The sequence below is a fragment of the Streptomyces sp. NBC_01257 genome, assembly GCF_035917255.1.
Taxonomy (GTDB): domain Bacteria; phylum Actinomycetota; class Actinomycetes; order Streptomycetales; family Streptomycetaceae; genus Streptomyces.
Map to the genome: position 1 here is coordinate 80,430 of NZ_CP108472.1, position 12,786 is coordinate 93,215.

At 68.0% G+C, this 12,786-nt stretch carries 11 protein-coding genes; 8 read left to right on the top strand and 3 right to left on the bottom strand.

Annotated features, from left to right (window positions below):
- Positions 1-43: 43 nt before the first annotated feature.
- The gene (locus OG408_RS00365; protein ID WP_285571934.1) at positions 44-1,198 is read right to left on the bottom strand and encodes an ROK family transcriptional regulator; all 1,155 of its coding nucleotides are present in this window, start codon (positions 1,196-1,198) and stop codon (positions 44-46) included.
- A 146-nt stretch (positions 1,199-1,344) separates the two neighbouring features.
- Positions 1,345-4,590 (bottom strand): beta-glucosidase, encoded by a 3,246-nt coding sequence (locus tag OG408_RS00370; protein ID WP_326667300.1) that lies wholly within the window; start codon positions 4,588-4,590, stop codon positions 1,345-1,347.
- Between the two features lie 1,340 nt (positions 4,591-5,930).
- On the opposite strand from OG408_RS00370, the gene OG408_RS00375 reads away from it, so the two are divergent.
- From OG408_RS00375 to OG408_RS00385, 3 genes are all read left to right on the top strand, one after another.
- Positions 5,931-6,446: a hypothetical protein gene (locus OG408_RS00375; protein WP_326667302.1), complete on the top strand. Its 516-nt coding sequence runs from the start codon at positions 5,931-5,933 to the stop codon at positions 6,444-6,446.
- Positions 6,447-7,073: 627 nt separating this feature from the next.
- A complete protein-coding gene (locus OG408_RS00380) occupies positions 7,074-7,367 on the top strand; it encodes a hypothetical protein (RefSeq protein WP_285571857.1) in 294 nt (97 codons plus the stop codon).
- Between the two features lie 1,150 nt (positions 7,368-8,517).
- Positions 8,518-8,856 carry a thioredoxin family protein gene (locus OG408_RS00385; protein WP_285571854.1) on the top strand — a complete coding sequence of 113 codons (339 nt, stop codon included), beginning with the start codon at positions 8,518-8,520 and terminating at the stop codon, positions 8,854-8,856.
- Positions 8,857-9,060: 204 nt separating this feature from the next.
- Here OG408_RS00385 and OG408_RS00390 read toward each other — a convergent pair whose 3' ends face one another.
- A complete protein-coding gene (locus OG408_RS00390; protein ID WP_326667304.1) occupies positions 9,061-9,315 on the bottom strand; it encodes a hypothetical protein in 255 nt (84 codons plus the stop codon).
- Positions 9,316-9,642: 327 nt separating this feature from the next.
- Between OG408_RS00390 and OG408_RS00395 the strand changes: the two genes are divergently transcribed.
- The 5 genes from OG408_RS00395 (at position 9,643) to OG408_RS00415 (ending at position 12,654) form a co-directional block, all read left to right on the top strand.
- On the top strand, positions 9,643-9,912 hold the full coding sequence (locus OG408_RS00395) for a hypothetical protein (RefSeq protein WP_285571848.1): 270 nt from the start codon (positions 9,643-9,645) through the stop codon (positions 9,910-9,912).
- 254 nt (positions 9,913-10,166) lie between these two features.
- Entirely contained in the window at positions 10,167-10,415 is a 249-nt protein-coding gene (locus tag OG408_RS00400) for a DUF7660 family protein (RefSeq protein ID WP_285571845.1), read from the top strand.
- 526 nt (positions 10,416-10,941) lie between these two features.
- A complete protein-coding gene (locus OG408_RS00405; RefSeq protein ID WP_285571981.1) occupies positions 10,942-11,082 on the top strand; it encodes a hypothetical protein in 141 nt (46 codons plus the stop codon).
- 54 nt (positions 11,083-11,136) lie between these two features.
- Positions 11,137-11,574 (top strand): DUF4259 domain-containing protein, encoded by a 438-nt coding sequence (locus tag OG408_RS00410; RefSeq protein ID WP_285571842.1) that lies wholly within the window; start codon positions 11,137-11,139, stop codon positions 11,572-11,574.
- 264 nt (positions 11,575-11,838) lie between these two features.
- Positions 11,839-12,654: a class I SAM-dependent methyltransferase gene (locus tag OG408_RS00415; protein ID WP_285571970.1), complete on the top strand. Its 816-nt coding sequence runs from the start codon at positions 11,839-11,841 to the stop codon at positions 12,652-12,654.
- Positions 12,655-12,786: the final 132 nt, after the last annotated feature.

The window sequence follows — 12,786 nt, forward strand, 5'->3', positions numbered from 1 at the left end:
GGTCCACTGCGCGGGCTCACCCGGCCCCTGTGGCAGTACACGGTCAGTGCGTGGCCAGTGTCGTCGCCAGCCGGAGGGCGCCCAGGAGTTCGGCCCGCGCGCCGAGGCCGGCCGGCAGGATGTCGAGGCCGGCGGCGATGGCAGGCTGGGCATGCCGGGTGACCGTCGTGGTGATGCCTTGGACGAGCGCCCCGGTAGAGGCACCCAGTTCACCGCCCACGATCAGCGCCTGGGGGTTGAGTAGGTTGCAGAAGGCGGCGAGAACGCGGCCGAGCGTCCGGCCGGCGTCGTCCAGGATGCGGTCGGTGACGGGGTCGTTCTCCTGGAGCGGGAATCGAAGACCGCTCTCCCCGGGGCGGGTGTGGGCGATCTGCGCCGCGATGGCCGACACGGAAACGACAGTCTCCAGGCAGCCCCGGTTGCCGCAGCGGCACATCTCGGTGTGCCCCGGCAACGGGGTGTGGCCGATCTCCCCGGCGAAGCCCCGCGAGCCCCGGTAGGGCAGGCCCCCGACGACGAGCCCCGCCCCGATGCCGTGCGAGACCTTGACGTAGAGGAAGTCCGAGTAGCGGCTACCCGCGCCGAGGTGCAGTTCGCCGTACGCGCCGAGCAGGGCGTCGTTCTCGGCGTGCACGGGGACACCGAGGCGGCGTTCGAGCTGCTTCCGCGGATCGAGCCCCACCCAGCTCGACAGGATCGTCGGGGAGCGCACGAGCCCCGAGTCGGTGTCGAGCGGCCCGGGGACACCTGCCACGACAGCGGCGACGCTGTCGATGCCCGCCGATGCGCGCAGTCCGTCCAGCAGCCCAGCAGCATGGTCCATGGCGTCGGTGGCCCGCAGATCGACGTCGAGTTCCACCCGCTCCTCGGCGATGGGGCAGCCAAGCGGGTCGCCGAGGGCGACGTTGATGTGGTTGTGGCCGAAGTCGATCGCCGCCACGGGAGCGTCCCGTGGAACCACCCGGAGTATCGCAGCGGGCCGCCCGCTGCCGGAGCCCGGGCCCCCTCCCTCGGCCTGCGTCTCGGTCACCCGTTCGTCCGCCAGGAGCCGGGACACAGCGTGGTTCACAGTGCTGCGGGACAGCCCGCTGAGTTCGACGATCCGGGCCCGGGTCGTCCGGCCGGTGGACTGAATGTGCCGGAAGACGTCCTCGCGCGTCCGGTCCCGGGGCGAAGAGTCTCCTGGCGTCTGGGGCATGCACAGATCCTAAGGGCTTACCGGCCACTGGCGTCCGGAGCACGACAGGCCCGTCACGGCGGACGCATCACCGTCCCCGGCCTGACGAAGGCAGCCCGGGGACGGTACGGGCCGAGTGACGACGAGGGAGCGCCGTCACTCCGCGGTCAGCGACCCTGGTGATGCCCGTCGTGACCATGGCCGTGACCCGAGTCATGCTGGTCCCTCGGCGCCTTCGACACCCTCCCCAGGGTTGTGGAGACCGCGGGCTCCAGGTTCTTGAACTGAGCGGTGTACGGGCCGACCTTGATGCCCTTCACTCCCTTGAGACCGGCGAGCTCCTGGAACGACGAGCTCTGCGACGCGGTGGTGAGGACGCGGATCGCGCTGCGCTGGAGATCGCCCAGTCGGAGAGGGTAGCCCTGGGTGGGGTAGTCGCCCTTCAGCGCGACGGTGTAGGCAACCACCGGGCTGCTGTCGTCGCCGGCCGTGGCGTGCTGGAGACCGGTGATGTCGATGGCGGCCTTCTGGGCCGCGCTCAGTGCCGTGCTGCTGGGGTCCAGCAGGGCGGTCACCGTGCGATAGGCGTCGTCGACCGAGGTGAACTTGGCGTTCGGCGTGAATACTTGGTTGTTGATCGCGTCCGTGACGGTCTCACCGGACTGCGGCGCCCGGGACAGGTCCGTGTTCTTGTCGACGGTCGTGCTCACGACTGTGCCACCGGCGGCCGACGGGGTGAAGCCGCCGAACTGCCAGGTGTAGCTGACCCGCCCGTTGGAGCGGGTCGCCTTGTTGTAGGCGGGCAGGCCCGAGATGTCGATGGCCGGCGCCACCTGCTTGATGGCGTTGATGATCTCGGCCGGGTTGCCGCCGGGCTCGATGAGGTCGTTGCCGGCGTACATGGAGGTGAGTGCGCCGTGACTGCCTCCCCAGTCCGACATGACTGTGCCCTTGTAGCCCCACTCGCCGCGCAGCAGATCGGTGAGCAGGTCGTAGTTGCTGGCGGCCCAGGTGCCGTTGATCTTGTTGTACGAGCTCATGACGGACATCGGCTGCGCGGCCTTGACCGCGATCTCGAATCCCTTGAGCTCGATCTCGCGCAGGGCGCGCTCGCCGACCACCGAGTTGCTGGTGTTGCGGCTGGTCTCCTGTGAGTTGGCGGCGAAGTGCTTGATAGTGACGCCGACCCCGGGGATGCTCTGGACGCCCTCGGTGGTGGCCGCGGCGGTCAGGCCGGAGACCAGCGGGTCCTCGGAGTAGTACTCGAAGTTGCGTCCGTTGAGCGGGTCGCGGTGGATGTTCATGCCCGGGGCGAGCCAGAGCTGGACGCCGTACTCCTGCATCTCCTCACCGACGGCCTCGCCGACCCGCGAGACCAGGCCACGGTCCCAGCTCTGGGCGAGCATCGTGCCGATGGGCCAGGCGGTGCCCCACTGGTACGTGGGCTCGGTCGTGCCGATCTGCTGCGTGAGACGCAGCCCGGCCGGGCCGTCCGCCAGTGCCATGCCGGGGATGCCGAGCTTCTCGTAGTTCGGTGTGGTGTAGCCGGCGGCACCCTTGGCGGTGAGCGTACTGCCCGCGGCGCTGGAGCCTTCGACGATGTCGGCAAGTTGCGAGACGTTCAGGCCTGCGACGAACTGCTCGATGGACGCCTTGCCCTTGGCGACGTCGTACAGGGTGGTCGACGAGTTCGTCGACACGTGCTTGACCTTCTCACCGGTCTTCGGACGGTAGGCCGCGCCGGTGCCCTCCCAGTCTTTCTGCTCCGGATCGAGGTACGCCGTGGTCGACGAGATCTTGTCGCCGTCGAGCGCGTAGTACGGGGAGGACGAGTCGACCGCGGTGTCCTGCTGGTACGGCGACGCCTTCTTCTCGGTACGGAAGGAGCGGGCATCGAGACCGATCCGGCGAGCCCGGGCGATCTCGGTCTGCTCGCCCGGGTAGGTGTAGAAGCCCTTCGGGGAGCTGGTGAGTTCCGAGTCGGGGGCCTGGTCGTCGAGTTCGGTGTGGTCCTGCTCGGTGACGACGGTCTTCGCGAGGTTGAGACGGGCCGCGACGTGGGTGTCACGGGACGAGTTGCCGACCCGCACGACGTAGTCGCCCGCATCCAGCACATAGGCCGCGCGGGACTCGTCGTAGGCGGCGAGCGACGTGGTGTCGAAGCTGATGGTCACCGTCTGGGACTGGCCCGGCGCGAGGTTGTCGGTCTTCGCGTAGCCGGTGAGCTGCTGGTACGCCTTGTCCAGGCCGGTCTGCGGAGCCGACACGTAGACCTGCACGACCTCCTTGCCACTGTGGCTGCGGCCGGTGTTGGTCACCTTCGCGGTCACCTTCACCGTGCGGGCGTCGGCCTTGACCTGCTGCGCCTTGATGTCGAAGGAGGTGTACGACTGGCCGTAACCGAAGGGGTAGTTCACCACACCGGCCGGGTCGGCGGGGTCGATCTTCCCGTAGAGCGAGTCGAAGTAGCGGTAGCCGACGTAGATGCCTTCGGTGTACTGCTCCAGCAGGGAGTCACCGTCGTTCTTGGCGAACGTCGAGGCGGCCGGGTAGTACGAGTAGGCGGACGCCCAAGTGTCGGTGAGCTTGCCCGAAGGGGTGACGGTCCCGTTCAGCACGTCGGCGAGCGCGCTGCCGCTCTCCTGGCCGGCCTGGCTCATCAGCAACAGCGCGTCGAGCGCCTGGCCGCCCGGGGCGTTCTTGACCTCGTCGTTGATCTGCGGAAAGAACGACGTGTCCACGACACTGCCCGTGTTCAGGACCACGACGACACGCTTGTACGTCTGGCCGAGCAGCTTCAGGTTGGCGCGCTCGGTCGGGGTGAGCTGGTAGTCGCCCGGGCCGGAGGAACGGTCCGCGCCCTCACCGGAGTTCCTGGCCAGGACGAAGACCGCGGTGTCCGTGGGGGCCGCGGGCGCGGCGCTGGCGGCTGTCAGCGGCTGCTCGACGGAGGCGTAGTCGACGCTCGGGCCGAAGATGCCGCCGGTGGTGTTCGGGTACTTGGTGTCGTAAGCCTGCGTCATCGCGGACCAGTAGGCGTCGCTCGTAGTGACTCTGTACCCGGCGTCGGTGAGCCCCTGGCGGGCCGAGATCGTGTACCGGTTGTTGACCGCACCCGAACCCGTGCCTCCCTTGACGGTCTTGTAGGCACCGACACCGAAGAGCGCCACGTTGCCCTTGCGGGAGATCGGCAGCGCTTGATCGTGATTCTCGAGAAGCACCATCCCCTGGGTTGCCGCTTCACGCGAGAGTGCCGCGTTCTTCAGCTCCAGTGCGGCTGGGTTGGGGTCGGAGGTCGCCGCGGTCGCCGCAGGGGCTCCGGTGAGGACGAACGTCGCGACGACCGCGGTGGCCGCCGCGAGCGCCATCGCCCGGCCTCGACGGGTCCCTCTGACCGATCTCGTGGAGTACATATCAGTAAGTCCTCTCGCAACCACATTGTCCGCAAAGGATGTTCACGCCGAGCGGGCATACCTCCGGCCCCCGAGGTTCATGAAGGGGCTCCCGCTCGGCGGGAATGAAGCCGACCCTAAGAGCCGTCTTTTCTAGGGTCAATGGTCAAAACAAGGTGGACTTGGCGAATGTTTCCGCCCATCACTGACTAAATCAGCGATTGACTCCTCACGCGCACCAGACTGGCGACAGCCGGGACCCAATCTGATATACGGGCACACAGATGGGGCAGTTACATGTGATTCGCTGCCGGAACCGGTTCCGGAGCCCCCTTTTAGAAGGGCCCTGGCGGCACGTCGGGGGGCGCTCGCGAACCGTTGGACCGTTTAAAGGTTGGAGGTGGGGTACGTGTACGTACTCCCTCTCCCCGACCTCTGACGGCCCTCACCCAAGCCGCTCCCGGCGAACTCACTGGTCTGTCCCCCCGCCGCCCGGCCGCCGGCCCGCGCCAGGTTGCCGGCCCGGGTCCCGCCGACTTCTGAGCGGTCAGGCGCACGTGGGCGAAGAGGTGATGCGCGAACTCGCCGAAGAGGTCCTGTCTTGTTCCCGCACCGGACGCCACCTCGGCGCCCGCACCCCACTGGTCCGGTGCCCCTCCGGGCCGTCCCACCCTGGCGCCCCCATCGGGACGCGCCCCCACCCGCCATGGAAAGGGTGGCAGCCGGCCGACGCTTCCAGCATCGCCGTCTGAGATTTCCGCCGTTCTCCAGGGCAGTTGACAGCCGGACTGCATATCGGTGGACCGCCAGCGTGCTTCCGGTTCCGGCCAGGAGGAGAGCAGTGGGCGCGCCGGGGCCGGTGGCCAGACGGCACAGGTAATCCAGGCCAGGCAGGAACAGGCGCTGGGCGTCGTCGCACACCAGCACATGCGGGCTTTGCAGCACCGCGGCTAGGACCGGCCAGTGGTGCTGCGCCTGGGCGTCGTCGCACACCACCACATGCCGCCCTTGCCGCGCTGCGGCCAGGGCCTGGCCAGTGGTGCTGCGCCGGCTGGCACAGCGCACCCTTCAGCGCGAACGCGTCGGCGATCGTGCAGCACAGCCGGGCGACGGCCGCGCCCACGGGCACCGTGACCCGGCGTAACTCCGGGCCGGGGCCAGCAACCCCGTACTCGCGGCCCGGCCCGGTCTGCGGCCCGGCCCGATTGCCGCCGAACCCCGGCACCGCCCGCATCATCAGCCGGCTCGACCACCCCGATCACACCCTTGCCCCGCCGCCCGTGAACAAGGCGCCGCACCGTTCCGGGAAGCTCCCGACCGGATCGTTGCCCACCCCGCCTGAAACGCTGCCCTTCCCACCCATGCCGTGCAGACGCACCACACCCCGCCCGCATGTCCCGCTCTCCACCACCACCTCCCCCGACAGCTGTCTCGACACCCACCCCGGACAGGACCGGCTGCTGCTGCCCAACCCGCAGGACCTCGGCCACGTCGACCTGGCCGTTGGCAGCAAAGCCGCCACGAGGGCAGGCAAAACACTCGGGCCCCTCGCCACCATTCAGGGTGTCCCGCACGATGCAACATGGCAGGTCGCGCTCGATGTCCTGGCCAACCTGCACGGGGTACGGCGGCCGATGGCCGAACGCGACCACACCACCCACACCCAGCTCCTCGAACAGCATCTCGCCGACACACTCCACCTCGTCATCACCCCCGCTCCTGGCCGGACAGAGCGACGCCATACGGATACTCGGCCCGGCCCACCACACGGGCAGGCCCTGCACCCGCTCCCGCTCCGGCTGCTGGAAACCCGGCAGACCGGCGACGCGGCACTCCCGCGGTACGCACCCAAAGACATCACCACGGAGCCCCGATGACCGATCACCCCTGCCCCACCGGCTGTGACAGGCCCGGCCCCGGACCCGAGGCCACCACCACCGACCCGGCCCGGCTCACCGTCGCCTGTGAACTCGCCACCCAATGCCCACCCTCCGACACCGCGTTCAGCATCTGCGCGACCATCGTCACCGAAAACGGAACCGAGCTGGCCCGCGGCTACTCCCGTAAGAACGACCCCCACGACCACACCGAAAAAGGCGCCCTCACCAGACTCGGCCACGATGAGCGGCGCCAGAACGGGGCGAAACCCCACAACTCGCCGGAAACCTGTGCGAAACGCACCTCACAACCCGCCCGTCCGCCCAGCTCATCCAGGAAGCCGGGATCCGCCAGGCCGTCACCGCATGGCGGGAACCCAACACCTTCGTCTCCGGAGCACAGGGCACCTAACTCCTCCACAACGCCGGCGTCACCGTCATCGAACTGCCCGAATACACCGACGCAGCCAACGCACCGAACCAGCACCTGCTGCAGCCACCCGCAGCCGGAGCCACCGGCGAACCCGATGCGCCCGACGCGTGGGCATCGAACACCAAATCCAGACGCGACAACCTCACCCAGGCCCAGCTGGACCCGCTGCGGAAGCTGAGCATGTAATAGGCGGCATGAATCCCGGAGAGGAAGAACACGAGGCGCAGCTCGCGGCTCCTGAGGTCAGTATTGAGACCGACGGGCGACTGACCGTACCCGCCGACCACGTCACCGCGCTCCTGCGCTCCATCGCCCATAGCTGGGCAGCCGGCACACGCGACGGCATCCCCGTACGTGTCGCAGAAGAAGGCGCCGCCGTCAGTCTGGAGCCCGTCACCGTCCGGGCCCTCGCCGACACCCTCACCACCATCGCCGACGAACTCGACGTCCAATACATCCACATCACCACCCACAAAATCACCGGCTGAACCAGGGCCTGGTATGAAATTCCTGGCCGCGTGGGGTCTGCGTACTGCCCGGATCTCTCACCAGAGCCTGCCACTCCCCCGCACCCCATGTGCTGGACCCGCCATCGACAAGCTGCGGCCCAGTTCGCTTGTGCGAAATCCAACAGGGCGCAGACCGCACAGGCCACAGCCGCCGGGCCACCGCACGAACTCGGCCGTCAGGGCGACGCCGTACTCGACATCCCCCGCCCACCCGCCCGTGACGCCGAGCAGCAGCCCGCCCAACGATCCACCGGTCCACCGGTCCACCGACCAAAACTGCGGACATCCGATACGGAAGCAGAAGCAGGAGCGGGGCTGGGAGCAGAAGCAGGAACGGGGCCGGCGTCATGGTTGCGGCGGCTCAGCACCCATTCACCACCGGAGTTCACCCGGACAGCCTTCCAGCCGCCACCAACCATCACACCAGCCCCGGCACCAGCACCGCCCTCAGCTGCCACCAAGCTGCCACCAAAGCCCCTCCCCTACGGCCACCGCGTGAGAAAGAGGTGTCATCGCCGCAAAGAGGCTTGCCCACAGGGGCTGACCTGGGCCAACAGCCGGTTTCCGAATTACCGCGGTCCCACCTCCGCTCACGCCTCCGCTCCCCCGCCGGGCGCAACCATCCAGCCAGCCCTTCAGCCACTTCCGGTACAACCCACTCCGTAGCCGTCACAGACCCGGGCAGGCACCACCCTGGGCCAGGCAGCCCTCCACCGCCAGGCCACCCACCGATCCGCCTCCGCGACGATCCCAGAAGGTTCGGCGAGCATCACCAGACCCTCACCACGGGCACCACCGACGGCCCAGCACCCGGCGCCCCAGACACTCCCGAGCCGTAACAAAAGCCCCTGCGTGCCCCGCCACGCACCATCGCACCTCAGGCAAACGCCCCCCACCTGCTCACACGGCTTTTGCCAGGGCCACCGGCCAGCGCTCGGAGAGCCTCCAGCCAAAAGGGCAATCCGGCGCGCTTCATGTCCCGGTCGAAGCCCGCCAGACGGTCCGCGTCGACGCGCAGTTCCCCCTTCGACTGCCAGGCCGGCCCCATCCCGACAGAGGGGGCCGACCCGGCACACCGCGCAAGGGATGATGGGGATGGAACGACAAAACGCGAGGTCAGGAGAATTCCATGGCGAAGCGGGTACACCGCCCCCGTGAGGATGCCGAGTTCAATTTCATCCTCAAGATGAGCACACTTCCGGTCCTCGCATACTTCACCGGGACGTGGCCCAAGGCGATCGAACCCTGCCGCGAGATGGACCTCATCGTGGGTGGCATCGCCGACCACTACACAGACCGCCTGACGGCCGTCCGCGCCGACATCACACGTTGTCCGGCCGCAATCAAGCAATACGAAATCACCGAAGCCCCGTCCTGCATCCTGCTGAAGGAGGGAAAGACAGTCGCGCACGCCACCGGGCCCATGACCACCTCCGAGATACGGAAACTCCTCGACAGCCACCTGTGAACGGCCACTGCAACACGTAACCACAACACCCCGTCACATCCCGTCACATCTGGTTTCATCTACGGGAGCTACGCCGCCCGAGAGGCTGCTGCCCCTCCGACTCTGATAACTGCGCTTTCACGGTCAGGGGGCAGGGGGCAGGGACAGGGGTGGGCGCCGGTTTCGCGGCACGGATGAGGTACGACACCAGCTTCACCGCTTGGCTCAGTCGGCCTGTGGGTGACACGGGCAGCTGCACAGCGCCCCAGTGAATTTGTGGTTGAGCCTGCACCTGGCGTGCATGCGGTCCCGCACCCCTGGGAGGTCGTCGCGGTCGGGGTTGCGGGCGATGGCCTTCGTCAGGAGCAGCGCGGTTTCGCAGGCGGTCGACAGGTAGGTGCGGGGGCCCAGGAGGGCGAGGATGCCGTCGGGGAGCTGCTCGCTGGTTGAGCCGGGCGGGTTGGTCACTTCTTCCTCCATGCTGCTGATCGCCGCAAGGCCCGGTTGGCCCGCGGTGAGGGTGCGTAGTCGGGAACGATGTGCTCGCCGGCGGGGCGGAGTTCGCTCTCCCACGGAGTCCCTTGGTGGCCCGCCTGTTCGCCGCCCGGCTTCTGCCGGGCCCGGTCACAGGTACCGCCCGGTGGGCACGGTTCGAACGCGGCGGCGGCGGCGCTTCCTGGGGATGTCGAAGCGGGTCGGTCCGCGGGTGGCGGGTCGGCTGTAGTCGACGGGTATGCGTCGCATGCGGGGGACGGTGGTGGCATCCCGCTGGGCAGATGCTTTCGTCGCTTCCATACAATCCCGCCGATGAAGAGACAGGTGCGGTTCACAGAGCAGGTTGCCCGGTTTCGGGACCACTACATGCCGGCCACAGATCGGGAGACGTTCATGCGCCTCGTTGACAGGATTGCCGCCGATCCTGAGGGGGGCGGCAGCTATCTTGCCTTCACGACTGACACTGTGACACGCGAAGTCTGGGACAACCACATAATGATCAACTACGTGGTGACGAGCTTCTTCCTGGTCATCATCGATGCGGACATCTACGACGCGTCGCGTGGCTTCAACGAGGTGTAGCAGACCACTTGCGGGCGGGCACCTCGGAGATCAGAACCGTTGAAGTCACGCACCCCGCCGCTCCCCCACCGGGTCTGCTGCGGGGTGCGTGAACCGACTGGCCTGCCCAGCCCCCAGCCGTAGGCGATCGCAGCCCAGGCGCAGCCCCGAAGCAGTCCCCGACGAAAGCGCCTGAGTTCGCGACTTCTGAGGCGCCGGCCTCACGAACTTGGCCCCCGCCACCCGGGATCCTCGTGGGCCGGTACCTTCCCTTCATGTCACTCACTCCCGGCAGCGAGGCCAGAAGCCGCGAGGAGCTGGTCGCCTTCGTCCGAGAACTGCATCAGGACTACCTCCGCCGGGGAAACGAATGGGAGAACCAGAGCCTCGATCACTTCCTTGGAGCCCTGGCTGCGTGGATGGATGACTCGCCGGGCTGGTACCGGACTCCGGGAAAGAGCTTCCAGAACAAGGGGATTGGGCCTTCCTGGCCAGGGCTCTTCAAGCCGCCACCGTATGAGTGAATCCACCCCCGGAGCGGCCAGGCCGGGGTGAGCCAGTCTCGGTATGCGCCATCGATGTCGTCGTCGCGGTGCGCCGACGCGTACGGGGTATCTGGCTGTCGACCGCACGCTGTTCGGGGTGAGCTCATACCGGATCTCCCCGCAGACCTCCACCAGCTCACAGTCGATGCCCTGGACCAGGTGGTCGCCGGGCTGTCTGAACTCGCCCAGATGTCGGGCCAAGCCCGCAGACGGCCCAAATGGCTCCGGGACGTCACCGCCTCCGCGACGTCCTCGACCACAGCGCATTACCGAATCAGAACCCGTCCCTCGCCGCGAAGCCGATACTCCGAAGGCCCACCCTTCTACGTGCAACCCCTCCGGCACCGTCGGCCGCTGACTTCGGAGTTCTTAAGAAGATGGCACTCGATGAACGTCGTTTCAACGCCGGCTGCTGGACCGGCGGCATCCACACGGTTTCCGGGAGTACCCCGGATCTGCCCCAGGCTGTTGTCGCGGCCTGCACTTCTGACAGGAGCGGCCGCGAGTGGCCGAACTCATCGCCCAGTGGCCCCGGACCTCAGGCATCGTGGAAGGGAACGTCAACCGCATCAAAATGATCAAGCGCCAGATGTACGGACGCGCGCGCTTCAAGCTCCTGCGCAAGCGGGTTCTGCTTGCCTCCTGACCGCACTGTCGGTGGTCAATGCGACGATCCCCGGACAGCCACACGAGGAGAGACATGGGCACCTGGGACATCGGCCCCTTCGACAACGACACCGCCGCCGACTTCAGCAGTGCCCTGGACGACGCAGCATCGGAAGCACGTGAATCCATGATCCGCAGCGCAATCAAACGCGCCGCCGACTCTGCGGACCACCTGGATGCCTCCGACGGCGAGCAAGCAGTGGCCGCGGCTGCCCTGGTCGTCGCCCAGCACCCTGACGGCGAGCCGACTTGCTCGGACTACGGCCCATCAAAGCCGCTACCGGAGCTGCCCGCAGACCTTAGACCGCTCGCCGTCGACGCTCTGGACCAAGCCGTCTCCGATCTGTCGGAACTTGCCGAGCTGTGGGCACAAGCTCCAGACGGCTCGAAGTGGCGCCAGCACATCGCCCGCCTTCGGGACGTCCTTGCCCCTCCGATCCCGCCACAAGACGAAACCCTCTTCGCGATCTAACCGGTGCCCCACAGTCAAGGACCACCGAACCTGTGCCAGAACCCGAGTCGGCTCTCGTCCACTTCGTGTGATCGCGTACACAGAATGGCTGTTGATCTTCGTCCAACAGTGGTTCTACTGGTCGTAGGCGGTCAGTGCCCATGGCTGACATGGCTGACTGGCCGCGAATGAGCCCGGCCTCCCTCATCGGGCCCCTCCGAATCGATCATCTAGGCTGGCGCAGTGGCTAATGAGCAGGAGCAGGAGCAGGTGCAGCCGTCGGGAGTGTGGGCCACGGCGGTGGGGGTGGCCAGGGTGCGGGCGCTGGAGACCGGGCGGGAGAACGCACTGTTCCGCGACCCCCTGGCACAGGCCTTCGCCGCAGCCGGCGGCCTGTGGCCCTCCTCGCCGCCGCTGCCCGATGACGAGGCCGCGCGACGCCGTCGGCTGGCCGTGTCACTCTCCATCGTCATCAGGACGAAGTTCCTCGACGACCTGTTGCAGCAAGCCTCCGCTTCCGGGGTCCGGCAGGTCGTGCTGCTCGGCGCCGGCATGGACAGCCGGGCCTTCCGGATGGACTGGCCCGAGGGCACCCGGCTGTTCGAGGTCGACACCGCTGCACCACTGGACTTCAAGGCTTCGGTGCTGCGCCAGGAGCGGGCCGTCGCACGCTGCGAGCGGATCACCGTCGCGGTGGATCTGCGTGAGGACTGGCCGGCCGCACTGGCCGCCGCAGGGCACGACCCGGCCGAGCCAACAGCGTGGATCGCCGAAGGACTACTGATCTATCTGCCCGAGGACGCGGTGGAACTACTGCTGGCCCGGATCAGCACACAGTCGGCCTCAGGAAGTCGGATGGGACTGACCTTGGGCTCGCGCGGCGTGCTCGAGCGCTTCGGCACGGACGCCGCGCCGGGATCGGCAGCATCCATGTGGGTCTCGGAGATGCCCGACGACCCGGTGGCCTGGCTGGCCGGGCACGGCTGGGAGGCCGACAGCCACACCCTGCGCGAGCGCGCTGCCGCCTACAACCGTCCGATCACCACCCCACCGCAGCGCGACGAACAGCCCGGCGGCCTGATCTCCGCGGTCCGTCAGTAGCACCTCCCGGTGGCCGGGCAGCAGCTCTTCGCGCCCGGCGGCCCGCCCGGCCGGAACCGGATCGGTTCCGGTTCACCGGCTGGAAACCCGGTCTTCGCGTGCAGCATCCTGAGCCCTCTGCGAACGCGGGCA

Coding starts and splice junctions, on each gene's coding strand:
- OG408_RS00395 (WP_285571848.1), top strand. CDS start 9,643: ATGAAGAGACAGGTGCGGTTCACAGAGCAGGTTGCCCGGTTTCGGGAC.
- OG408_RS00400 (WP_285571845.1), top strand. CDS start 10,167: ATGTCACTCACTCCCGGCAGCGAGGCCAGAAGCCGCGAGGAGCTGGTC.
- OG408_RS00390 (WP_326667304.1), bottom strand. CDS start 9,315: ATGGAGGAAGAAGTGACCAACCCGCCCGGCTCAACCAGCGAGCAGCTC.
- OG408_RS00375 (WP_326667302.1), top strand. CDS start 5,931: ATGCCGTGCAGACGCACCACACCCCGCCCGCATGTCCCGCTCTCCACC.
- OG408_RS00410 (WP_285571842.1), top strand. CDS start 11,137: ATGGGCACCTGGGACATCGGCCCCTTCGACAACGACACCGCCGCCGAC.
- OG408_RS00380 (WP_285571857.1), top strand. CDS start 7,074: ATGAATCCCGGAGAGGAAGAACACGAGGCGCAGCTCGCGGCTCCTGAG.
- OG408_RS00385 (WP_285571854.1), top strand. CDS start 8,518: ATGGCGAAGCGGGTACACCGCCCCCGTGAGGATGCCGAGTTCAATTTC.
- OG408_RS00370 (WP_326667300.1), bottom strand. CDS start 4,590: ATGTACTCCACGAGATCGGTCAGAGGGACCCGTCGAGGCCGGGCGATG.
- OG408_RS00365 (WP_285571934.1), bottom strand. CDS start 1,198: ATGCCCCAGACGCCAGGAGACTCTTCGCCCCGGGACCGGACGCGCGAG.